General features: G+C 47.5%; 19 protein-coding genes. 10 read left to right on the forward strand and 9 right to left on the reverse strand.

The features are described from left to right. The first annotated feature begins 10 nt into the window (after positions 1-10). Complete coding sequence (locus tag MKX30_RS24040) at positions 11-1,072, forward strand: hypothetical protein (RefSeq protein WP_254349117.1); 1,062 nt, start codon at positions 11-13, stop codon at positions 1,070-1,072. An 88-nt stretch (positions 1,073-1,160) separates the two neighbouring features. Continuing rightward, positions 1,161-1,907, forward strand: coding sequence for a glycerophosphodiester phosphodiesterase (locus MKX30_RS24045; RefSeq protein WP_069080765.1), 747 nt, complete (start codon positions 1,161-1,163; stop codon positions 1,905-1,907). 167 nt (positions 1,908-2,074) lie between these two features. Here the strand turns inward: MKX30_RS24045 and MKX30_RS24050 are convergent, their stop codons facing one another. The 5 genes from MKX30_RS24050 to MKX30_RS24070 all read right to left on the reverse strand — a co-directional run bounded on the left by MKX30_RS24050 (position 2,075) and on the right by MKX30_RS24070 (position 7,811). Further along, positions 2,075-2,902, reverse strand: a complete 828-nt coding sequence (locus MKX30_RS24050; protein ID WP_071559451.1) for a class I SAM-dependent methyltransferase — start codon at positions 2,900-2,902, stop codon at positions 2,075-2,077. Positions 2,903-3,046: 144 nt separating this feature from the next. Next, positions 3,047-3,928, reverse strand: coding sequence for a UTP--glucose-1-phosphate uridylyltransferase GalU (galU, locus tag MKX30_RS24055; protein WP_023986636.1), 882 nt, complete (start codon positions 3,926-3,928; stop codon positions 3,047-3,049). Next, on the reverse strand, positions 3,925-4,347 hold the full coding sequence (locus MKX30_RS24060) for a GtrA family protein (RefSeq protein ID WP_023986637.1): 423 nt from the start codon (positions 4,345-4,347) through the stop codon (positions 3,925-3,927). Before MKX30_RS24060 ends, galU begins: the two co-directional genes overlap by 4 nt. A 3-nt stretch (positions 4,348-4,350) precedes the next feature. Further along, positions 4,351-5,442, reverse strand: a complete 1,092-nt coding sequence (locus MKX30_RS24065) for a glycosyltransferase family 2 protein (RefSeq protein WP_160788965.1) — start codon at positions 5,440-5,442, stop codon at positions 4,351-4,353. Positions 5,443-5,459: 17 nt separating this feature from the next. Further along, positions 5,460-7,811 carry a glycosyltransferase family 39 protein gene (locus MKX30_RS24070; protein ID WP_316243203.1) on the reverse strand — a complete coding sequence of 784 codons (2,352 nt, stop codon included), beginning with the start codon at positions 7,809-7,811 and terminating at the stop codon, positions 5,460-5,462. A 287-nt stretch (positions 7,812-8,098) separates the two neighbouring features. Between MKX30_RS24070 and MKX30_RS24075 the strand changes: the two genes are divergently transcribed. Both MKX30_RS24075 and MKX30_RS24080 read left to right on the forward strand, forming a co-directional pair. Beyond that, the gene (locus MKX30_RS24075; RefSeq protein WP_341063658.1) at positions 8,099-8,785 is read left to right on the forward strand and encodes a response regulator transcription factor; all 687 of its coding nucleotides are present in this window, start codon (positions 8,099-8,101) and stop codon (positions 8,783-8,785) included. Beyond that, entirely contained in the window at positions 8,782-10,272 is a 1,491-nt protein-coding gene (locus MKX30_RS24080) for a sensor histidine kinase (protein WP_341063659.1), read from the forward strand. Before MKX30_RS24075 ends, MKX30_RS24080 begins: the two co-directional genes overlap by 4 nt. A gap of 83 nt (positions 10,273-10,355) precedes the next feature. Here the strand turns inward: MKX30_RS24080 and MKX30_RS24085 are convergent, their stop codons facing one another. After that, positions 10,356-14,648, reverse strand: coding sequence for a S8 family serine peptidase (locus MKX30_RS24085; protein WP_341063660.1), 4,293 nt, complete (start codon positions 14,646-14,648; stop codon positions 10,356-10,358). A 362-nt stretch (positions 14,649-15,010) separates the two neighbouring features. On the opposite strand from MKX30_RS24085, the gene MKX30_RS24090 reads away from it, so the two are divergent. Beyond that, positions 15,011-15,946 carry a manganese-dependent inorganic pyrophosphatase gene (locus tag MKX30_RS24090; RefSeq protein WP_269321404.1) on the forward strand — a complete coding sequence of 312 codons (936 nt, stop codon included), beginning with the start codon at positions 15,011-15,013 and terminating at the stop codon, positions 15,944-15,946. Positions 15,947-16,006: 60 nt separating this feature from the next. Here the strand turns inward: MKX30_RS24090 and MKX30_RS24095 are convergent, their stop codons facing one another. The 3 genes from MKX30_RS24095 to MKX30_RS24105 form a co-directional block, all read right to left on the reverse strand. Next, positions 16,007-16,930: an alpha/beta hydrolase gene (locus MKX30_RS24095; RefSeq protein WP_341063662.1), complete on the reverse strand. Its 924-nt coding sequence runs from the start codon at positions 16,928-16,930 to the stop codon at positions 16,007-16,009. Continuing rightward, positions 16,915-17,457, reverse strand: coding sequence for a MarR family winged helix-turn-helix transcriptional regulator (locus MKX30_RS24100; protein WP_023986644.1), 543 nt, complete (start codon positions 17,455-17,457; stop codon positions 16,915-16,917). The genes MKX30_RS24095 and MKX30_RS24100 overlap by 16 nt, the downstream gene beginning before the upstream one ends. Before the next feature lie 111 nt (positions 17,458-17,568). Beyond that, complete coding sequence (locus tag MKX30_RS24105; RefSeq protein ID WP_068938321.1) at positions 17,569-18,531, reverse strand: ATP-dependent DNA ligase; 963 nt, start codon at positions 18,529-18,531, stop codon at positions 17,569-17,571. A 315-nt stretch (positions 18,532-18,846) separates the two neighbouring features. Here MKX30_RS24105 and MKX30_RS24110 point away from each other — a divergent pair, with 315 nt between their 5' ends. From MKX30_RS24110 to MKX30_RS24130, 5 genes are all read left to right on the forward strand, one after another. Further along, positions 18,847-19,122, forward strand: a complete 276-nt coding sequence (locus MKX30_RS24110; RefSeq protein WP_013308402.1) for a GNAT family N-acetyltransferase — start codon at positions 18,847-18,849, stop codon at positions 19,120-19,122. Between the two features lie 290 nt (positions 19,123-19,412). Further along, positions 19,413-19,979 carry a DUF420 domain-containing protein gene (locus MKX30_RS24115; RefSeq protein WP_013308403.1) on the forward strand — a complete coding sequence of 189 codons (567 nt, stop codon included), beginning with the start codon at positions 19,413-19,415 and terminating at the stop codon, positions 19,977-19,979. Between the two features lie 183 nt (positions 19,980-20,162). Further along, entirely contained in the window at positions 20,163-21,437 is a 1,275-nt protein-coding gene (locus MKX30_RS24120) for an ABC transporter substrate-binding protein (RefSeq protein WP_023986647.1), read from the forward strand. Between the two features lie 63 nt (positions 21,438-21,500). Continuing rightward, positions 21,501-22,382, forward strand: coding sequence for a carbohydrate ABC transporter permease (locus tag MKX30_RS24125; RefSeq protein WP_013308405.1), 882 nt, complete (start codon positions 21,501-21,503; stop codon positions 22,380-22,382). After that, positions 22,382-23,272, forward strand: a complete 891-nt coding sequence (locus tag MKX30_RS24130; RefSeq protein ID WP_023986649.1) for a carbohydrate ABC transporter permease — start codon at positions 22,382-22,384, stop codon at positions 23,270-23,272. Before MKX30_RS24125 ends, MKX30_RS24130 begins: the two co-directional genes overlap by 1 nt. Positions 23,273-23,319: the final 47 nt, after the last annotated feature.

Raw genomic sequence — 23,319 nt, forward strand, 5'->3', positions numbered from 1 at the left:
GGGGAGCCAAATGGAAGATACGATATATGATTTGATGGAGCAGGCGCAGGATCTGCCCGGAGGGGCGGCAAAGCTGGCGCTTCTGGAAGAAGCAGTTCGCTTGGCAGATACTTCCGGATTGAAGGAACTCGCTTATGAAATCCGGGGAGAGATTGTAGACTGCGCTATTTTTAACGGATATCCATTGAAGTCGCTGATTGCTTTTTCGTGGCAGTTGGGCCAATTTGATCAAAATCCAGAGGAATACGACGCAGATGAGCTGTTGTGGAATTACAAATGGATACTCGGGAAGGTGTGCAGCTTTTCCAATATATCGAAGACTCAAATAGAAGATCTGGCGGAGGATATGCGCAGACGTTATGCCGAATACGGGTATAATGAGCGTCCATATTACTATTATAAGTTCCGCATCGCGATGGACATGGGTGAACTGGATGAAGCACGGCGGTATCTGGATACCTTCCGCTTGATTGAGTCGGACAGTATGAGTGATTGTGAGGCCTGTGAGCAGAGCCAGATGGTACGGTTCTATTACTTGACTGGAGAAAACGAGCAGGCGCTTGCCGTGGCAAAACCGATTTTGTCGGGACGGATGAAATGTGCAGAAGTACCACATGTGACGCTCTCGCAGGTGCTGTTGCCGCTTTATCGTCAAGGCGAGGTTGATCAGGCAAAGGACAATCATCGCAAAGGCTATCGCCTAATTCGGGATGACCGCGACTTCCTGAAAACGATAGCGGAGCATATCGAATATCTGGCGGTTGCTGATCCGATTCAAGGAATCGAAGTGGTAGAGCGTCATCTACATATGGCGCTAGACTATGAGAGCGGGCTGGAGCAGATGTATTTTTACGCGACGATGGTGAGTCTGCTACAAAAGTTGGATACTTCGGGAGAAAAACGATTGATCCGGTTGCCGGCTTCCTTGGAATGGGGTAAAGAGGATCGCACATTGACAGAAATCATTGCGTATTTTAGGCCACTGGCAGAGTCAGCGGCGGCTGATTTTGATCGACGGAACGGGAATACGTTTTATTCCGATTGGATCGGGAAAATTGTTCAAACGGCATAGAAGAAGTGTTAGCTGTGACGAATATTTTATACAGCCCAAACAATGAGCAGGTATAATGTTCCTGTGAAATGACAGGAGGGGTTATGTTGTGACTGTAACCGAAAAGGTGATTAATTTCGCACACCGCGGAGCTTCAGGTGTATGTCCTGAGAATACGATGGCGGCATTCCGCCACGCCTTGGAACTGGGAGCAACAGGTATAGAAACGGATGTGCAGCGTACCCAAGATGGGCATCTGGTGCTGATTCACGATGAGTCGCTGGAGCGTACGACAGGTTGCTCACTGGATGTAAGGGATATTACGCTGGAAGAATTAAATAAACTGGATGCGGGCGGTTGGTTTGATGAGAAATTCCGAGGTGAGCGGGTCCCGATGTTGGATGAGCTACTGGAACTAGCCCAGTCCTCGAATACAATTATTAATTTGGAGTTGAAAAACAGCATTTATCTCTATCCGGGTATGGAGGAAGAGGTCATTGCTGCCGTGAAGCGTTTTGGGTTGGAACAGCGTGTAATCATATCCAGCTTCAATCACGAATCGCTGGCGCTCTGTGCGCAGCTTGCTCCTGAAATCAAGACGGGGGCGCTGTATATCGAAATTATGGTTCGTCCATCCGAGTATGCAACCCAATTCGGGGTAACAGCACTCCATGCCTACAAACAAGTTGTTACGCCAGAAGCTGTATCAGAGGCTTTGGCATTAGGCGTCGTATACCACCCATGGACGGTGAATGAGCCAGAAGAAATGAAGCGTCTGCTGGAGGCCGGGGTGAACGGCATCATCACGGACTATCCTGACCGGTTGGCGCACTTATTGGCTGTTCGCTCTTCCTAAGTCGAAGACACATTGGAACTGTGACTAAGGGTTTGCAAGGATATGACTGTGGCTATTTATTGAAGCAAAATAGACTCTCCTGTACGCACTCGTTTTTACGAGGCGAGGGAGAGTCTTTTTTGCCCTAAGCCGAAGAGCGTATCATCCACGATGACCTTGATTCCTTTCTACTTGATGCCGAGCCGCATACGATAGCTGAACAGGATGTCTAGTGTTCTGCCCTGAAAATGATTCTCTACCAGCTTCACGAAGCGGGCTATATCGACGTCAAGCGCTCGATTGCCAAGTTTGAAGAGACTTTGAATACCCCCTTGGCTTAGAGCGAGCCCTGTATAACGAGCTGCGTCACACTGCTCACGGTTATGGAAGACAATCTCCCGGGTATATCGGAATTGTCCGCTGCGGTGCAGATTAGCTAAATGCTGATCCTTGCTCCATTTATGAGCTTGTTGCTCTACTGGGGCTTCCTGTTCCAAAAGGGTATCCGCTTTGGTGATAAGCTCTGTATAAGCTTGCTCTATCTGCCATTGCAGCACCGGAGGCCAGTCACAGTCAAAGGCCGCGAACACGCCGCCCTGAGCCAAGACCCTGCCCGCTTCCTGAAGCGTGCTCTCGGGGTCCATCCAGTGAAAGGATTGAGAGCAGGTGATGACGTCTACAGTTCCGTCCTCAAAGGGCAGGTTGTTGGAGAACCCGCTTTTGAAGGAAATGGTTCCTGCCCTTGTCGTTCCTGCCGTCTCCAGCTTGTGCTGCGCTTTTCCTCTCATGTCCGGGTTAGGCTCGATACCGACGATTTGCCGAGCGGCGTTTTCCCATATGAAAGTTGAAAGTCCTGTACCGCAGCCAATATCGGCAACTAGCTCTACGTTTCGCTCCAGATAGCGGCTGATGATTTCCACGACGAGTGACGGTGCTTCCGGGCGGTGCTGATCGTAGTTGTCGGCAAAACCGTTGAAACGATCCACATTACTTTGCAGATTTCCTTCAGGGATCATGGGTTCTTTTCCTCCTTAGTATCGACCGGGCGGCCGTGTAGACTCAAATGCTGCTGTACTCCTATAGTGTACAATTTTACATGTTCATCCATCTACTCTCGTGATTTCACAGCACCCGTCGGATTTCGGAGGGAGGAAATCCCCCTATTTTATCATTGAAGCAAGCGCCCACTCGCGCATCATGGAGTCAAGCATTGGACGCAAATCTTCGCGTTGCATACCCATGTGGAGCACGGCTTCCAGATATCCAGCTTTATCTCCAATATCATAACGTGTGCCTTCCAGTTCTAATGCGAGCAGTTGGTTCTGCAACGCTACTTGATGAAGAGCATCCGTCAATTGGTATTCACCGCCCGCTCCAGTGGACAGGTTTTCCAATATAGAGAAAATGGAAGGCTCTAATACATACCGACCAATGACTGCCTGCCGCGAAGGGGCATCTGCCGGAGATGGTTTTTCAACAAGTCCGCCGACTTCGTGAATGAGACCGTTCTGGTGAGTGGAGTCAATAATGCCGTATTTACTCACATCTTGTTCTTCCACTGTGCGCACGCCGACCACTTGCTTGCCAGTCGCTTCGTAAACATCCATCATTTGACGAATCGCCGGGGTGGAGGAATTCATAATATCATCGCCCAGCAACACGGCAAAGGGCTCATCGCCAATGAACTGACGAGCGCAGCTTACCGCGTGTCCCAAGCCGAGGGGTTCTTTTTGACGGATATAGTGAATGACTGCTTTACCCCCGATGCTTTGAACTTCACGTAGGAGATCATATTTACCTTTGCTCTCCAGTACCTGCTCCAATTCCACAGACTTGTCAAAATGATCCTCGATGGCTTTTTTATTACGCCCCGTTACGATAATGATGCTCTCAATTCCGGACTTGATGGCTTCTTCTACGATATATTGAATAGCCGGCTTGTCTACGATGGGAAGCATCTCTTTCGGTAAAGCTTTCGTAGCTGGTAGAAAACGGGTTCCTAATCCGGCGGCTGGAATAACAGCTTTTGTAATTTTTCTCATAGAAACTCACTTTCCTTTCGGGATGGGGAACCGAATACCCAGTATCGGCTCCCGATATAATTGATGATCATTCCGGCTGCGGTCGCGATCAGCTTGCCTAAAGCAAGCGGCAACTCGGTTCCAGTGTGAAGCACTTGCAGTAATAAGGAGGTTATCCCCAATACGATGAGGTTAATGATGATGAATTTAGGTAATTGACCCTTATTAGTGTTGTTTGATAGTTGTTTGTTGAATGTCCATTTGCTGTTCAAAATATAACTGTTAGCTGTGCCGCAGCTGTACGAAATGACCTGCGCTACAATGACCGGCACTCCGCCCCAAGCCAGCAGCATAAAAATGATATAATCTACACCCGTATTCACCAGACCTACGATGCCAAATCGGATCATAGGAAGCAGCTGGGCCATGCGACTTTTCATGGGTTAGGCTCCATGACCGGATTTGGGTCCGGTATATACCGCACTGTTGCCGCGCACTGTGCGTCCTGTCGAAATCAGGCTCTCACGGGCTCCTTTCATGTACAGGGAGTCACGGGGTTCAGGGACTTTCATAGCATGCGTCGGACCGTTTTCGTATTGTCCACCCAGATGCTCACGGACAATGTAAAGCGGACGTGCTTTGGTTTCGTCATAAATGCGTCCAACATATTCACCCATAATACCGAGAATGATCAGGATCACCCCGTCGAAGATCAGGCTGATGCTGATCATAGACGACCAGCCCTTCATCACATAGGAGTCGGTGAAAAAGTTGAGAAACAGTACGTACATCAGATACAGGAAGCCGGACATGGATAGAAGTGCACCGATATACCCTGCCAGCTTGAGCGGTTTAATCGAAAAGGATGTGATCCCGTCCAGACTGAGCTTGATCATTCGTTTCAACGGATATTTGGTTTCGCCTGCGAGCCGCTCGTCGCGCTCATATTCTACAGCAGTTTGTTTGAAACCGATCCAGCTGACCAGTCCACGAACGAATCGGTTATTTTCCGGTAGCCGTTTCAATTCTTCTATGACCTTGCGATCCATTAGGCGGAAGTCCCCGGTGTCGACCGGGATATTAATATCCGTTGATGCTTTAAGTACACGGTAGAAGAGGCTGGCAGACCATTTCTTGAAGCGAGTCTCGCCATTGCGTTTGAGTCGTTTGGCGTAGACCACTTCATAGCCTTCCTTCCACTTGTTAGCCATCTCAACAATCAGTTCCGGCGGGTCCTGGAGGTCGGCGTCAATGACGACGACCGCCTCCCCCACCGCATAATCCATCCCGGCAGTAATCGCTAGCTGATGACCAAAATTGCGAGAGAAATCAATCAATACAATGGTGTCATCTCTGAGACTGAATTCCTTGATCAATTGGACGCTGCGGTCCGAACTTCCATCATTTACGAAGATCAGCTCGTAGGGCTCACCCATCGAGCCCATAACTTGTTTCAGCCTCCGGTAGGTTTCCGTAATAACGGCTTCCTCGTTGTACATCGGAATAACTATGGAATAACGGATGGGTTCACTCATTCGTAGTTCCTCCTCATTTATAATGTGATTTCGTATAAAGTACCGCTTCCGCCACGTTCGTCTCCGCCAGGGCCACCTTGACCATCCTGGGCGTTCGCATTGCTGTTCGTGGTGTCGCTTCCGCTCTCGGTTGCTTTAACGTCTGTACTTGTTTCGCCTGTTGTTGTTTTCCATTCATCTGTAGGAATCACTTTGCCGTGTTCTTTGATCCATGCAGTGACTTCAGAGTTACCGCCGTCTGGTCCGCCACCTCCACCAGAAATCATGAAGTACTTCACTTGGCCGCTTTCGACCAGCGCCTTGATTTTATCGACGGTATAGACTGGATCGGAAGATACAAAACCGTTCATAATAATTACTTTTTGTCCGGCCTCGACCAGGTAAGGAGCAGCCGTTGAATAATTACTTGCTGCGAAAAGGTAGGTTTCACCTGTGTTATTTTTTTGCAAGTAGCTCAACGTTTTTTGATCTAAACTTTGGCTACCGTTGGGTCCCCCCATTCCTCTGGAACGGGTAGAAGATTTTTGTTCCGTGTCTGTACTTGTTTGTGTGCTTGAAGTATTTCCATCAGGACTGGAATTCTCTGCATTATTGGTCTGGTTATTCGTTTGAGTTCCTTCGGCTTGTTGTCCATTGGCGCTCTGACCTCTATTGCGATCATTGCCGCCCGGCATTCCGCCACCACCACCGCCAAATTGAGTGGGTCCGGCTTGTGGAATCATGCTGTTCCCCCCGTAGATGATCGGTGTCAATGCCCAGTATGCAGGACCGATAAACATAGCGAGTACACTTGCAATGATGGCGAATCTTGTGAACTTCTCAGATTTCATTCGTGCTACTATCAGCAGCACCGTGCCGATGATCCCTAGGATCAATACCGCGATGGACCAGCCGCTGCCAATGGTATCGTTGTAATTTTGCAAAACAAACCAGCTAAATACCGAGGTTGCCAATACTGCTGCGGGTAACAGCCAGGAGAGCCAGTTGGAACGCTCACGATACTGCTTCCACAATTCTACGAATCCTGCTCCAAAGAGCGCTGCAATTGGTGGCGCGAGCATAATCAGGTAATAATGATGAAAGAATCCTGCTACGCTGAAAAACGCAGCTACGGGAATCAACCAGGCCAGCCAGAAGATGACCTCTTTGTGTTTTTGTGTGATATTACGACGTCGAATGCTTGCAAGCAGACCGATGGAAGCAATCAATGCGAATGGAAGCAGCCAGCTGGCTTGACCTGACAGGGAAGATTGGAACAACCGCAAAGGTCCTTTTTCGCCAGTGCCGAACATGCCGCCACCGGAATTTCCTCCCGGTCCACCGCCTGGACCACCCTGGCCACCTTGCCCGTCTCCAGGACCACCTTGTCCGTTGCCGCCAAATCCACCCGGCGGCATTTGACCACCTGCACCGAATCCGCCTGCTGCCATGTTGTTGGCACCAGAGTCATCCGTAGTGGTAGTGCTGTCCGATGTTGTAGTCGTCTGAGCTTGATCTGTGTTCGTATCGCTGCTATTCGTTGTAGCGTTATTGTTCCGATCCGTGCGTTCACCGCCACGATTGCCACCTGTACCCTGATCTCCTGTCAGACGGGACAGGCCGTTATAACCAAAGGCCAAATTCAGCACAGAGTTCGTACCGCTACTCCCCATATAAGGGCGTTCATCTGCCGGAGTGGAGTCCACTACGACTGCCCAGGAGAGCGATACGATCAGGAGGACAACTGCTGATCCTACCAGTGTTACTGCTTTTCGCTTCCAGTTAAACTTGGAGGCCAGCAGATAGAACAGACCCAATGCCGGAACGATCATATAGGCTTGCAACATTTTTTCGTTAAAGGCAATGCCTACGACTGCGAAAGCAGCAAGGATCAGCCCGGTTTTGCTATTTCTAATGCCTCTGAACAATAGCCATGTTGCGAGCAACAGTGTGAAAACCAACATAGCATCGATGTTATTCGTGCGGCTAACCGCTACGGCTATCGGTGTCGTTGCCATAGCGAAGGCGGCCAATCGTGCGGCCATCGTACCAAAGCTCGGTTTGACGAGTAAGTAAACGAGCAAGACTGATCCGACCTGAGCCAGCGCCTGTGGCAAGATAACGCTCCATCCGTGAAGCCCGAATATATAGGCGCTCAGTGTCTGAATCCAGAAAACCACAGGCGGTTTGTCTACCGTTACCGATCCAGCAGAATCAAGTGAGGCGAAAAAGAAGTTGTGAAAGCTCTGTAGCATGCTTGCTACGGCCGTCGTGTAATAGGTGTTTACATATTTGTCTTGCCAGATGTTGTATCCGTTCAAAAATGCGGATATCAGCATAATGATGATCAGGGGGATGTCCGCCCTGGTCTTAAACCATTTCTTAATCATGTTCATTCCACTCCCTGTGAAAATTCTTTGTATTTATTCCGTTGTTCTAGCCGCTATCTTCAGGACTGCGGAATGACCAGTCGCTTCTGATCTTGGCCCGGTGAACTACCGGCTTGCTATTATCATGCCATACGTACCTTAATGGGTTCTGAGCGCTCCCTGAACGTTAGCTGAAAGCTGAGCAGAGGTACTTTTTTTGCGACAGGATTCAGGTATATTAGATACAGGTAAAAATGAACTGACTTTTTTATGAGAAAAATGCGGCAACATGAAAGGGAAGATTAATAATGAATCCAATACACGGAGTTAAAATTATGCTGGCAGATGATGAGCCTCATATTTTGCAATTTTTAGAGCTTGGACTGATTAATGAAGGATATGAAGTCAGAACCGCCGAGAACGGGAGTAAAGCGATCGATTTGGCAAGAGAGTTTCGTCCGCATGTAGCGGTGCTGGATGTGATGATGCCGGAAATGAACGGTTTTGAGGTGTGCCAAAGTCTCAAGGAGACGGAGGATAACATCGCGGTCATTATGCTGACCGCCAAGGATGATGTAGACGATCGGGTAAAGGGATTAAAACTCGGCGCGGATGATTATGTCGTAAAGCCCTTCAGTTTTAATGAGCTGCTGGCTCGCATTGAAGCGCGCTTGCGCAATCAGTTCCCCGATCTGCTGGGGGAAGTGGTTCACGGCCCCTTTCAAGTGGATGATCGACGCAAGGAAATTCGTTATCAGAGTCAGGTGCTGGAGCTGTCGCCTACCGAATATGAACTATTGAAGTTTCTGGTGCTTAATCACGGGATTGTGCTGAGTAAAAGTCGTATTCTGGACCGGGTATGGGGGTACGATTTTGGAGGCGAGGATAATATTGTTGAGGTGTACATTCGCTCCTTACGTGAAAAACTCAAAGACAAGGAGCACCGGGTCATTCGTACGCTGCGCGGTGTGGGCTACCGGGTGGATCTGATATGAAGGCGGGCGGGAAAAGTCGGAGAAAATATGCACTTCGTTCTCTCCGGTCCCAGCTTTTGGCTAGAACGTTACTCATTTTGGCTTTGCTGCTCGTATTGATTGGTTTTCTACAATATTTTCTGATGAAAGATTTTCTGTATCGCAGTCGGGCAGAAGCTATGGATACGCAGTTAAATTCAATTCCTGCCGATTTATTGATTAAGGATTCGCAGGAGCAGAGTGGGGTAACCGCTCCCCAAGAACAAACCAATCGGAGGAATAATCGACCGGGGCCGTTTTTGTTTTGGCCGGATATGTCGCTCGCTTCTATAGATACAGACGGCACTTTCCAGAGCTTGTCCAACGAAAACGGACTTAAGCCGCCACGTCTCACCACTGAGCAATATCATGCAATGCAGCAGAGCAAACGCATGCGCCACGGCTATCAATTAATCACGGATGCTCAGGGGAAAGAGCAACTGGTTGTATTCCGTCCGCTCGGTCCACCTGACCGTTCGTCCGGTTTACTTCAAATGGGCGTATCCACGACTTCTATGCAAGAGCAATTGATTAACCAGCTCCGCACCTTTATTTTATTGTCTCTGATTGCGCTTGCGATTGGGTTGGCGCTTATGCTTCCTGTGCTGCGCCGCACGTTGGTGCCCCTTTCCAGGATGGTCGAGGCAGTCAAACGTATTGATGCGGGCAATCTGGCCGAACGCTTTGACGCAGAGCAAGGGCAGTATGAGGTGGATCGTTTGGCGGTTTCATTTAACGGGATGCTGGAACGGCTGGAGCATTCTTTTGCTGCCGAACGGGAATTGCAGATGCAGATGAGACGATTTATTGCGGATGCTTCCCATGAACTGCGCACCCCGCTAACGTCTATTCACGGCTTCTTGGAAGTGCTGCTTCGTGGGGCAGCATCTAATCCGAAGCAGCTTCAGTCGGCACTAGAAAGTATGTATGGTGAATCCAAGCGGATGAATAAACTTGTCTCTGATTTACTATTGTTGGCTAAACTGGATCGAACACCGGAGTTGAAGCTGGAAGACATATCACTAGATGCGTTGCTGCTGGAAATGAAACCGCAGCTCCTTATGCTGGCAGGTACACGTAAAGTGGTTTTTGATATGACGGCAGGTATACGGGTATTGGCAGAGGGGGATAAAATCAAGCAGGTAGTGCTCAACTTGTTTCACAATGCTGTTCAGCATACCGATATGGAAATAGGTGTGATCCAGGTAAACCTGTCTGCAGGTAAGAAGTTGGTGGATATCCAAATTCGTGATAACGGACCAGGCATGAGTAAAGAACAGCTGGAGCGGATATTTGAGCGTTTTTATCGTGGAGATGAATCGCGTACACGTAGCTCAGGCGGGGCGGGCCTTGGTCTGGCCATTACACAGTCTATCGTAGAAGCACACGGCGGGAACATTACGGCCGAAAGCACACCGGGAACGGGAAGTGTATTCAAAGTAACGTTACCTTTAGCGGGAACAGTATAGTATTTAAGATTATGGAGTAACATAAAAATAGCCCCCCGAACCGCAGCTTTGGTTATAACACGGCTCGGGAGGCTTTTCTATTGTTAGTTAATCAGCGAAGCTTTCTGTAAAAGCACATGCAGCACCTTGGCAGATGCCTCACGGGTTGTAGGTGCATTCGGCTGGAAGTAGGAGGAGCCTTTAATCGCTTCTCCGTTGATGATACCTGCTGCACTTACTTTTTCAATACTGTCCTTGGCATAGCCTGCAAAGGATGAAGCATCATGGTACGGTGTACGTGCAGGGCCATCGACTGCTGCTTTGATTTGAAGCAGATCTACAGCTTTACCCAGCACGACAGCAATTTCTTGACGACTGATATTAGCGTTCGGATCAAACTTGTCGCTGCTGCGACCCGTAATCAAACCAGCTTCATAAGCGGCTGCTACATCGCCGGAGTACCAACTACCTGCCGGGATATCACTGAATGGTGCAGCAGTACCCGGTGTCAGGCCGAGTGCTCGGGTTACCAGGGCTGCAAATTCTGCACGTGTCACTTTCTTCTTCGGTGAGAAAGTCGTGTCGGTCGTGCCATTGATCAGCAACTTGTTCGCCAGCGATTGAATTTCGGATTGGGCATACGACGATGAAATATCTTCAAAGCTAACGGGACGTGTCGCCGCTGCATACGTCGAGAAGCCCGGTCGGCTTACCTTGACGACGGTAGATCCATCAGCCTGCTTGGTGAAGACGGATGGAACGGGATAGACATTTCCGTTTGCCGTATAAAGTACACCGGCTGTATTGGAATCAATTTGACCAGGTACGGTAAAGGATCTGCTTATGAACTGTCCTGGAGCAACTTTGAGCGATTGACTCTTGCCACCAGTGACAACATTAGCTTCAAACCCTACCGGGGTGCCGATCACATTGGAGCCTTTCAGCTTACTTGTAAAAGTGCCACTCGCCTCTCTCTGGCTGCTGATTATCACTTCAATGCCTGCACCAGCAGGAACATTTTTCAGAGCGGATACTGGCAAAGCCAGAGAAGAGCCTGTATTGCTTACAATCAAGCTGCTTCCTGCTGCAGCCTTGCCCAACGTTACCAGTTGTGTGGAAGTGAGCGATGCTTTCGTCGTTTGGCCTGCTTGGCTAGTAGCCGACAGTACAATAGCTGTCGGGCTGGAACCTGCTGCTGTCACGGCAGCCTGTAAATCTGCCTCGGTTACTGTCAGCGACTGTACATTATTGTTCAATGCAACGGCTGTAGTGACAGTTTTAACAGCCTGCCCTTGTTTCACAACGCTTTGAAGTGAAGGTGCAGATGTAGAGACAGGAGTGGATGTGTTCGTTGCAGCAGAAGGTGTAGTATTGCTTCTGCCGCCACCTCCACCACCGCTGCCTCCAACACTACCGCTGGATGCGGCGCTATTATCCACACGGATAGCTTTAGTGGCGGTGAAGAGTTTAGGACCGTCGGTATTGCGTACGACTTCGCCGTCTTTATTCAGTTCTGGAGAACTGACTTCCAGCTTGTATACGCCGTCCTTCAAATGCTGAATAACGGGCTGACCGTTAGCATCCAGAACAGGTTTTCCATTGTCATCTAATTCGACGTAACTTCCGTCAATATCCTTGAAGGAATATGCGCCTTGTTTGAGGCGAGCGTTGGCTCCTTGTTCTTTTGAAGTCGTAATGCCGTCAATAAGACCAATTAATTTATCATCAACGCCGTATACATAAAGCGCTATCTGGTTGGTTTTATCTGTGGTCAGGCGGAATGCCAAATCTGTTGAGCGTTGAGCACCTGTACGACTCGGATAAATAATCGGGTTGGTGACACTCAAGTCCTGCAAGCCGAAGCCAGTTGTAGGATTTTCTTTGCCCACATGAACGACGAACGGCAGATGAAGTGTTGGCAGTCCGGCGCTTTTCAGAATAACTTCCCCTTCATATACACCTGTGGTTGCACCTGAATTTGGTTGTACAGACAGGAAGAACGGTTGCGATTTACCCGGTTCTGCCGAGATTGCTCCATTCGCGCCCACACCTTGCAACTGAACGGCAATGTTGCTCACGTCAGGTGTAGCAATCGGCTTAGTTGGATCAGAAGTTACATTATCATGTAAAACGGTGCTGGCTTCATATTGCACAGTGTTAGCCGACAAGTTTTTGAGTTGAAGCTGAATCTGCTTCGCATCACTACCAGGTCGTAACACCCCGAAGCTGGCGGAAGGATTGTAATTCACAACCTCCTGCCGATTAAAGTTTTTGTCGAGAATCGTAATCTTTTCGACGGTTTCCAGCAGGGCTGGCGTCTGAATCGCATTAGCGATGTTTACAAGGCCTGCACCTTGGGAATACACATCATATTGGATTTTATCCTCATCAAAGAGTGTAACCGAAGTGTTTGCCAGAGCAGCGCGGATATCAAACGGTGTCCAGTTTGGATGCTGTTGTTTCAGCAGCACAGCAAGTCCAGCCACATGCGGAGACGCCATACTTGTACCGTTGCTGCGTTTGTAGGCTTGCTCATAAGATGCATCCGGATAGAACTTGGCGAAGGCAGGGTAGGTTGATAAAATGCCCACACCCGGTGCGCTCACATCCGGCTTGATGCTGAGCAGTTCATCTCCGTTCGGTCCACGGGAGCTGAAACCGGCCATCGTATCGCCTGCATTATCTGTACGAATATAATCTGCCCCAAAGGAGACGGAGAACTTCTCTCCAGCATTGTCCACAAGTTGTTTAGCCAGCGCGCGCCCTTCCTTACCTTTCATGTCAAAGGTCGGAATAAAGTCAAAGCTGTCACCCAAATTGGAATTTACGTAGTCATTACGACCTGAAATACTTTCCCCTAAATCAGCTTTGGTGATGTCACCCGCTTTCGTATTCCCATTAAAAACGATAACAGCCTTCGCACCGTTTTTTTTCGCATTTGCGATTTTATCCACGAATGCCAAGTTGCCGCGTGAAACGAGGACGATTTTTCCTGCTACGTCTTTCCCTTCAAAATCATCAAGTTGTCCCAGATTCGCATATACGAGCTCATAAGGGGCAGTTCCCAAAATGGAGGCAAAGTCTTCTCTGCCTGTCTCCCAGCCCATCAAATTAAAATCATAATGTACATAAGCATCATCAGTTACGGTCTTTTTCAATTCACCGTTAGCCTCCCAATAGGAGTCACGGGTGACCGAAGCTGTACCCGAGAAGCTTTTGCTCGGCGAAGTGGCTGCACCGACGGAAATCGCCAACTGTGATGTTGCGGGAGAACCCATGGAATAAAAATAGGGGCCTTCCTGTGCCGCATTACCATTCGCTATGACCGCGACTACGCCGGAAAGTACAGCATTATTAATAGCAATGGAGTCGGGGGAGTTCGGGTCCTTTTCGGAATCCGAGCCCAGCGACAGGTTAATGACGTTCATACCATCTTTGACAGCGCGTTCAATGCCATCAATGACCTGTGCGGAGGAACCGGAGGAGCGTCCCGTCTTGGTATTGCGTCCAAGCACTTTATACACGTATAAGTCCGATTTATAGGCAATACCCTTTTGCACAATATCCGAGGATTTATTTGCGGCTTTACCGGCAATTGTGCCGGAGACGTGAGTACCATGTGTCGTTCCGCTAAAACCTGTGCCGTATGGGTCATTTTCTTTTTCAAGGAACGGTTCCTCGTAAGGGTCGTTGTCTTGTTCAAAAGAGTCATATCCGCCTTTATAGGCTTCTTTCAAATCCGGATGCTCATAATCGATACCAGTATCAATAACCCCGACCTTGATTCCCTCGCCATTCAATCCTTTGGCCCAGGCTTCAGGAACACCAATCTGGTCCAGCGGTGCGTTATCATAAGTGGCTTCACTGGCTGTAAGTGTTGGCGGGTCCTGTACGGGGATGGAATAATACGTTTTGTTTTCATGAATGGATTTTACACCTGGCAGTTTAGCCAGTTCTGGAATCTTATTGGCTGGTAGTGTGACCTCCAAGCCGTTAAGCACCGTGTTGTACTGGTAATTCACCTGAAGAGAAATACCATGCTCAGCGGCTTGGTCTACGAACGTAGTTTGCTCGGTGGCAATCGCGGATTCCGCTTTTTGCTCAGATTGAGCTGTGAAAGCTTGGAAGCCTGAACGTGCCGCATACTTGTCCACGGCTAAGGGCTCACCATCAAGCTGTACGATGACTCTGACCTGGCGGGAAGAATCTGTGCTTAGCTCTGGCGAAATGAAGGCCGGAGCCGCCTCAATAGTCAATGCTTGCTGAGCTTCCAAAAATGAGTTGATTTGCAGATCTGCGGTAGCAGCAGAACTGACAGACGGCAGAGACAAGCTTACCGTCAAGGCAAGAGCGAGTGATACGACAGGTATTTTTTGCAAAATGATCGGCTTTTTCAAAGATTTCCCTCTTTTCAATCAAAATATGATATGTCTACATACTAGGATTTGAAGCCACTGCCGTTGTTCTCACGCCTCCCTTAATATCTAAAATAATAGAATTGACCACTGGTGACTAACTTGCCAGTTTTGAGGCATATCTTACCATATTGGTGGGATATATTACTATATGTTTTTTATATTTTTAGAAAAAATAAGGGTAACATCACATATAGATTCCATGGAAATGTTATGAATTTACTAGATTATTTTTGAAAACAATCGAAGGGGAATGGGAGAATGCGAGATTTAATGATATAATCTGCATTGGAATTGTTGAGGTTTCACAATCATGTAAAATGCCTAAGGCAAAGGAGTCGATTATGTTGGCAAAAACATTGATTTTTGGGCATAAAAATCCGGATACGGATACCATTTGCTCAGCTATTGCTTATGCAGACTTAAAAACCAAACTGGGTGCGGACGTAGAGCCGGTTCGTCTGGGCGAGGTGAACGGGGAAACGCAGTATGCACTGGATTATTTCAAAGTGAGCGCGCCACGTCTAGTTGAGCAGGTTGCTGCTGAAACGGACAACGTCATTCTGGTCGATCATAATGAGCGCCAGCAAAGCGCCGCTGATATTGACAAAGTACGTGTAACTGAAGTCATCGACCATCACCGGATCGCTAACTTTGAAACAAGCCAGCCGTTATACTTCCGCGCTGAGCCAGTGGGTTGCACAGCCACCATTTTGAACAAGCTCTACAAGGAAAATGGTGTAGCGATTCCGAAAGAAATCGCAGGTCTAATGTTGTCCGCGATTATTTCCGATTCCCTGTTGTTCAAATCCCCAACCTGCACGGATCAAGACGTAGCTGCTGCTCGTGAACTGGCTGAAATTGCTGGTGTGGATGCAGATCGTTACGGATTTGACTTGCTTAAAGCGGGGGCTGATTTGAGTGGTCACACCATTGAACAGTTAGTAAGTCTGGATGCCAAAGAATTTCAGATGAATGGTCGCAAAGTGGAAATTGCTCAAGTGAACGCAGTAGACGTCAACGATGTGCTATCGCGTCAAGCTGACCTAGAAGTTGCATTATCCCAAACCATTGAGGCCAAAAATCTCGATCTGTTCCTGTTCGTTGTAACAGACATTGTGAACAGTGATTCCATTGGTATTGCCCTGGGAAGCCAAGCACAAGCGGTTGAGAAAGCCTATAATGTACAGTTGGATGACAACAAGGCTGTTCTAAAAGGCGTTGTATCGCGAAAATCGCAAATTGTGCCTGTATTGACTGACGCTTTTAACAGTTTGTAAGGATAAAAAATAAGCCTCCTGAACCCCTGCATAATGGCAGTGGAAGCAGGAGGCTTATTTCTATTTCTTCAGTTCTGCCAGGACGTCTCCGATGCGGAATTCAAATGCCAATTTCAACTGATCGCTCATCAGGTGCCAGGCGTTTTCAGCTACAGCGAGATCGCCGCTATGGGTAAATGCATGTGCGGCACCCATGTATTTTTTATACGTCACGGGCACATCTGCTTCAATCAGCCGTTTGGCGTACAACTCGGCTTCGTCAGCCAAGGAGTCCAACTCCGCGGTTATGATCAAAGCAGGAGGGAGATTATGTAGTGATTCTGCAAAAATGGGGGAAACTAACGGATTCCGCGCCTCATCTGGTGAGTGCAGATAACTTTCATTAAAGATTTTTGCTACTCGTGGCGGAATCGCTTTCTCGAATTGGGGCTTCAATTTGGGATCTGTAGCAATATCTAATGGTGGGTAATCCAGTACCTGATATACAATCGGAAATTCCTTGCGATCCCGGGCCATAAGACACAGCGCTGCCGCTAGATTACCACCTGCACTGTGTCCCCCGACCGCAATGCGTTGAGGATCTACGTTGAGCACATCAGGATGCTCGTACAACCATTGGGTTACATCATAGCTTTCCTGTAGCGGGATAGGGAATTTATGCTCCGGGGCCAAGCGATAATCGACATTAACGACAACGCAATTCGCACGTTCAGTAATGACCGGACACCAGGGATCATCCATTTCGGCGCTGCCCATTACAAAGCCGCTGCCATGGAAATTTACAAATACAGGGAGTGGATCAGCAGACCGGTGAGAAGGTTCATATACAATCACCCTAGAGTCACCAACAGAGGTGGGAATGATCCTTTCTTTCCGATGTACTTTGGGAGAATGCGAAGGTTTGAAATCGGACGCAGCTACCATTCTGCCAGCCGATATGCGGGCAAGTTTGACGAACAGTTTTTGTCTCAGTCTTCGCACCATTTTTCTCTCTCCTCTCTGGAGTCGGTTAGACGCGAACCTTTGACATCTTCAAACGCAGAACGTACGCGTGACAAATAGGTTTGGAACTGACAGATTTCCGACTCACTAAAGTCTGACATCAGACGTGAAGCCAGCCCTACGAAAAAGGGGTCCATCTGTTGAATTTTACTTCTTCCTTTATCGTTCAGGGACACGAACACTCCCCGCTTGTCATTGGGATCGTCATATTTATTAATGAATCCCTCTTGTTCGAGAGAAATAACCATAGAACTGATTGCTGCCCGGCTTACCCCCATCTTTTCAGCCAAAGCAGAAGGAGATGACATTTCATCTCTTTGCGCTGAAAGTACACAAAGCGCGATATATTGCCCGTAGGACAGACCAAATTCACGCGAACGTTTTTCCATGTTTTTACGTATTTCATACGTTATGGAAAATAAATCTACCAAAACACCAATCGGTTTATTGCCACCTGGAAAGAGATTATAGGCCAGTTGACGAATTTCGGAGTCCAAAAAAAAGAACATGCGATCCACCTCGATGTAGTTAATTAGTTAACTGTAATTTAATTAACCACTGGTTGCAATGATTTATACAAACTTTGTTCCGCATTTTTTTGAAAATATATCTGTAAAACGTCACATCCAGGGGCCGATACACTGATCGGGGCCCTGATTCACAAAGGCTTGTATGGAGGGCTGACGCAGGGTACGTCCTTCTTGCCACCGCCATTCACTATATTGAACCTTGGCGGTATACATGGGTTTCACCCAAAATGCGTCTTGATGCCGATCCGGTTTATTGCTAAAAGGTCGCTCCGATATGGTATGTGGTAGCAGGCGCTCGGTAAGCTGACGCCAATCTTCCCGAGTCAGCTTACCCGTCCCCACATGCCCGATATAGCGCAGCATTCCTTGTTTATCATATTGGCCCAGCAACACAGCATTGATAATGCCTCCGTTTAGGGTATAGCCACCGATAACGGCAATGATATCGCCATAATTTTTGACCTTGAGCCATCGTCCGTCCTTTCCGCCCAATGTGTACGGACTATCTAGCTTTTTACACACAATGCCTTCCATTCCTTGGCTGCACATGACCTGAAATAGAGCTTGTCCATCAGGATGAGCGGGAGCCAGTTGAATCCGTTCATTCGGTATGATGATCTGATGCAGCAGTTCAAGCCTTTCCTGTAACGGTTTAAGATGAACCCACTCCCCGTTCAGATAAACAATATCAAACAACATGTAAGTAGCGGGTACAGCTTCATAGGCTGACTGAACTCGATCCGTCCGACGAATCAGATCCCGTCGCATAATTTCATGGAACGATGGCTTACCGTCGGCACCGAGTGCGATCATTTCCCCGTCCAATATGACCGAATCAGCCTTACAGTAGGAGGGGAAGAGAGCAAGCTCCGGGTATAAAAGCGTTCGCTCATGCTGCTTGCGGTTGAACAGACGCGTACCGCCCTGGTCGTGATACGTCATAATTCTCGTACCGTCCCATTTTATTTCGTAACGCCAAAGGCCCGGATCTACAGGTACTTTTTCGCTCAGTTCCGGTTCAAACGGGATGACAGGTTTTAATTCCGTACGCAACGCAGCACCTCCCTTGCCTTAATTGGAATAAATATAGTGTCGACGATAGATCCTATTTTATGTATCAGGATTTTGAAAAATTCGATTCCAGTCGCTCCGAAGTGCAAGATATAGACGAACTAAACCATTTCGATCTATATCTTGTTCATTGGAAGTCGCTTATGGGATTTTTGCAAAATCCTCGTATGTAATGTTTCGCTGATTCCTAAATAGGGGAATGATAAGGATATCTAGCGTCGGCATGAAGTGATTGCAGTAATACGTTAGCATGGAGTTGTAACGGGATTTTCTTCAGTCAGAAAGGAGATTGGTTTCATGAGACAAATTCGCGAGGAGGACCATGCAGTAGTCATGGTGGATGATGGACAGGTAGTTGCAGAAGTAGGCTATAAATCCATAGATGACCACTCATTGGTCATTGACCATACATTTGTATCCGAGCAGTTACGGGGTCAAAAAATCGGCAAGGAGCTCATCGACCGAGTGGTTGATATGGCAAGGAATCAGCATAAAAAGGTTATTCCTGCTTGCTCGTACGCGCTTGCTCTGTTCAAGCGCCATCAGGAATACAGTGACGTATGGCAGCAATGAATATGGATCATCAAGGCTGTTTAATTGCATAACCGACACAACACCGGAGCGGGTAATCAGACCTTCCCGGTGTTTTTTTGTGTGCATAAAGCTTGTAAAATCAATGCATTCTACCGTTGATATAGGGAAGTAAAGGGCTATTTTCAAATGTTGAAGCATATTTTCTGACAGATGGCTGTGAAATTGTTCATACTGTTGTCACTTCACAGGCTGTCCATGAGTTCTATATAATATATTATGGTTATGACTACAACAGTAACGAAAACCTGAATTTAACGAAGGAGACGCTCATGATGAATAAAGCGAGTGAGGACAAGCAGTACGTTCCAACGAGCAATCGTAATTTTACAGCCTTGATTATCACCGTTTCCATTATAGCCAACGTGATTATTTTGCTGCTGTTCTTTTCGCCGATCGGATACCAGGGTAGTGTGAGTTTTGATCTCACTATTTTCCCAAGGCTGAATGCGATTTTTAACAGCTTCACATTTATTTTTCTGGTGGCTGCACTGGTTGCTATTTTCAAAAAGAACATTAAGCTTCATAAAACCTTTGTTTTGCTGGCCTTCGCCAGTACCGTTTTATTTTTATTTTCCTATCTGACCTTTCACTACATTTCGCCGGAAACTGCAAAATATGGTGGGGTGGGTATCCTTCGGCCGATCTACTTTACGCTGTTGATTTCGCATAGCATACTGGCTGCGATTATTGTACCGCTGGCACTGTTCACGGTTGTATGGGGATGGACGATGCAGGTAGCAAAACATCGTAAGATTGCGCGCTGGACGATGCCAATTTGGCTATATGTGAGCTTGACCGGGGTACTGGTGTACGTGTTCATGGCCCCATACTATTAATAGATGTGAACCCTTTGCGGGTTGATTTAGGAAAATGGCGTCTCTGCTGAAGAGGCGTCTTTTTTGTATCCAATAAAAGAAAAATTATTCCTTCTAAATTTATTTTATTGAAAAAACGTTCCTTCTTTAGCGGTATTTCTGCTATAATTTGCCTTAATCAACTAAGAACAAGGGGGTCACCATGTGACAAAGAAAGCGAAAGGCAGGTTACGGTTGCTTGTATCTATGCTGGCGCTGGTTGTACTGCTGAGCAGCTGCGGTGGTGGAGGATCAAAGTCGGAAAAGGTTGACGGAGGGAAAGTAACACTGCAATTTTGGACCATTGCACTACAACCTACATTTACCCCGTATTTCAATCGGGTGATTGCCGATTATGAGCAGAAGAACCCCAATGTCAAAATTGACTGGAAGGATTACCCTTATGATGCAGTGACCAACAAGCTGTTGACAAGTATCGCTAGTAACAGCAGTCCGGATGTAGTCAATCTCAATACAGAATTTGCTAGCCAAATGGGCTCCAAGGGTGCTGTTGTTGATATGAATGAGCATTTGTCGCCCGAGGAAAAGGCTGCTTATTTCGAGGGTATTTATAATTCCACAGTCATTAACGGTAAAGCTTATGCGCTACCCTGGTATACCGGTACAGAAGTGCTTTACATGAATACAAAGCTGGTCAAAGCCGCCGGATTGGACCCTGCTCATCCGCCCAAAACCCGGGAGGAATTGTCTGATTGGGGCCGTCAAATCAATAGAAAAATTGGCAAAGCAGGCTATGCTCAGCAGCTTGTATCCAAGCTTTTCGCTGTGGACGGCATTCCTATTCTAAATAAAGAAAAGACAGCAGCGGCGTTCAATACACCAGAAGCAGTCACTATGATTGATAATCTAAAAAAACAGATGGAAGATGGCGTTGTACTCAAGGAAGACGCTGACTTCTCACAACAAGTGAAATATTATGCCGGCGAGCAGGTTGCTTTCGAGCTGGCAGGCCCAACGTTCATCAATTTTATCAAAACGGCAGCGCCGGATGTTTATAAGAACACAATTGCTGTTCCTGTCCCAACCGGTAAAGCTGATGTGCGGCTCTCCAACTCCATGGACCTGGTCGTACCTGCTAAGTCTGCACATGTGGACGAAGCAGTGAAATTTGCTGTTTTCTTGACAAACGCAGAGAGTCAAACAGCTTTTTCTAAAGCGGCGAATACACTACCTTCCACGAAAGACTCCATTAAAGATCCATATTTTACTCAGTCTGACAAATCATTAGAAGCACAAGCCAAGGTAGTATCCGCGCAAAGCTTGGATAAGGCGACAGATTATATGGTCGGTGTGCCTAATGCCAAAGATGTGAACAGTGCCATCGCGCGAGCTTTGCAAAATATTGTATTGAACGGCACGGATACGAAGCAGACGCTTACTGCCCTAGAGCAGGAAGTGAACGATATTTTAAAGCAATAGGTTTGACAGGGGAGTAAGTGAATACTCCCCTGTTCATTTATCAAAATCAGGTGGTGATGCAGCATGATCAAATGGTTAAGGTCGGAGTCCTTTACGGCCTGGGCCTTTATGACGCCAGGACTGTTATTGCTTGCCGTCTTTGTATTTTGGCCTATTATTTACAGCATCCCGCTGGCATTGACAGACTACTCTGTCATATCAGATACCCATTTTGTCGGCTTGGATAATTTTGAAGCGGCGTTTAAGGACCGTAACTTTCTTATTTCAATTTGGAACTCATTGTTGTACGTGCTCATTGTCCCCTTTCTCCAAATTTTCTCCATCCTGATGGCTGTGCTTGTGAACAGCCGTATCCCGGGAATTAAAATATTTCGTACGTCCTACTACATCCCTGTTGTGACTTCGATGGTAGCTGTAGCCTTAATTTGGAGCTGGCTATTGGGCAATAACAGCGTAGTGAACTACTTGCTCATGCAGGTCGGCTTGATTAGCAAAGACATACACTGGTTATCGGACAGCAACTTGGCCTTGTATGTACTGATGTTCATCACAATGTGGAAGGGACTCGGGTATTATATGATGCTCTATCTGGCTGGATTACAAAATATTCCTCAAGATCTGTACGAAGCCGCTAGAGTCGACGGAGCAAGCCGATGGCGTCTGATTGTTCATATTACTCTTCCACTGTTAAGACCTTACGTTTTGTTCTGTACCCTTATATCACTCATGTCAGCTATTCGTGTATTTGATGAAGTATATGTACTAACCAAGGGTGGACCGGGAACGGCCACGTTGACATCCAGCTTGTATATTTTTCAAAAGGGCATGGAGCAGTTCAATTTTGGATATGCTTCTGCGCTTGGCTTAATTGTCGGTGCAATGATTGCCGTACTTAGTATTATCGTATTCCGATTCAATAGGAAAGGCGGTGTCAATCCCTATTGATGAATCTAAAGGATGACAAAATGCTACGCTCATCTCTTCCTAAAAAGGAAAGCAGCCGCATCATGCGCAGTCTTGCTCGAATGCTGAGAATGACGGTCATCTACGTGCTTCTAGTGCTACTCGCCCTCTTTTTAATGGGACCGTTCCTATGGCTGCTCAGCGTATCCCTCATGCCAGGTCGTAACATTTTTTCAACGCCGCCCGCTATTTTTCCGACCTTTATCGATTTCGACAACTATGTTCAGGTGTGGCAGTTCATGAATTTTCCAAAGTATATGCTGAATACGGTCATCATTACGGTGTTGGGCGTTGTGCTCAATGTGGTACTCGCCAGTCTGACGGGATATCCCTTGGCTGTATTTCGTTTTAAGGGTAAAAATCTGGTGTTTACGCTGCTGATTGCCACGATGATTATTCCTTCCTACACCGCATTTATTGTGCATTATCTGACCATTCAAGGGCTCCATCTGGGCAATACATATTTGGGTGTGGTGTTGCCCGGGGCAGTCTCCGTGTTCAACATTTTTCTAATGCGACAGACGTTTATTCATATCCCCACTGATGTGCGTGATTCCGGTAAAATGGACGGCGCTTCGGAGTTTCGAATTTGGTGGCAGCTGGTGCTTCCGCTGGTCAAGCCGGCGCTCGCTGTAATTTCTCTGTTGGAGGCGATGTCGTTCTGGAACAGCTTTCTGTGGCCTATCGTTATTTTAAACGATACGGAGCTATATCCGCTGGCAGCTGCGCTCACGTATCTCAACGGTCAATTTGCCTATAACTTCGGTTGGATTGCTGCAGGCACAATGATTTCGGTACTGCCGATCATTATATTGTTCCTGTTTACACAGCGCTACTATATGGAAGGTTTGGCGGGAGCGGTAAAAGGATAAGCCAGTAGTCATGGCTACGAAGAGCCTGTGAATGGAAGGAGATGATT

The organism is Paenibacillus sp. FSL P2-0173, assembly GCF_038008045.1.
GTDB lineage: Bacteria > Bacillota > Bacilli > Paenibacillales > Paenibacillaceae > Paenibacillus > Paenibacillus polymyxa_B.

Excerpts from the sequence above, each read along its gene's own strand:
- MKX30_RS24065 (WP_160788965.1), bottom strand. The coding sequence starts at position 5,442 with ATGAGTGAACCCATCCGTTATTCCATAGTTATTCCGATGTACAACGAG.
- MKX30_RS24050 (WP_071559451.1), bottom strand. The coding sequence starts at position 2,902 with ATGATCCCTGAAGGAAATCTGCAAAGTAATGTGGATCGTTTCAACGGT.
- MKX30_RS24125 (WP_013308405.1), top strand. The coding sequence starts at position 21,501 with ATGATCAAATGGTTAAGGTCGGAGTCCTTTACGGCCTGGGCCTTTATG.
- MKX30_RS24100 (WP_023986644.1), bottom strand. The coding sequence starts at position 17,457 with ATGTTCTTTTTTTTGGACTCCGAAATTCGTCAACTGGCCTATAATCTC.
- MKX30_RS24110 (WP_013308402.1), top strand. The coding sequence starts at position 18,847 with ATGAGACAAATTCGCGAGGAGGACCATGCAGTAGTCATGGTGGATGAT.
- MKX30_RS24130 (WP_023986649.1), top strand. The coding sequence starts at position 22,382 with ATGAATCTAAAGGATGACAAAATGCTACGCTCATCTCTTCCTAAAAAG.
- MKX30_RS24095 (WP_341063662.1), bottom strand. The coding sequence starts at position 16,930 with ATGGTGCGAAGACTGAGACAAAAACTGTTCGTCAAACTTGCCCGCATA.
- MKX30_RS24115 (WP_013308403.1), top strand. The coding sequence starts at position 19,413 with ATGATGAATAAAGCGAGTGAGGACAAGCAGTACGTTCCAACGAGCAAT.
- MKX30_RS24070 (WP_316243203.1), bottom strand. The coding sequence starts at position 7,811 with ATGATTAAGAAATGGTTTAAGACCAGGGCGGACATCCCCCTGATCATC.
- MKX30_RS24060 (WP_023986637.1), bottom strand. The coding sequence starts at position 4,347 with ATGAAAAGTCGCATGGCCCAGCTGCTTCCTATGATCCGATTTGGCATC.
- MKX30_RS24075 (WP_341063658.1), top strand. The coding sequence starts at position 8,099 with ATGAATCCAATACACGGAGTTAAAATTATGCTGGCAGATGATGAGCCT.
- MKX30_RS24040 (WP_254349117.1), top strand. The coding sequence starts at position 11 with ATGGAAGATACGATATATGATTTGATGGAGCAGGCGCAGGATCTGCCC.
- galU (WP_023986636.1), bottom strand. The coding sequence starts at position 3,928 with ATGAGAAAAATTACAAAAGCTGTTATTCCAGCCGCCGGATTAGGAACC.
- MKX30_RS24080 (WP_341063659.1), top strand. The coding sequence starts at position 8,782 with ATGAAGGCGGGCGGGAAAAGTCGGAGAAAATATGCACTTCGTTCTCTC.
- MKX30_RS24090 (WP_269321404.1), top strand. The coding sequence starts at position 15,011 with ATGTTGGCAAAAACATTGATTTTTGGGCATAAAAATCCGGATACGGAT.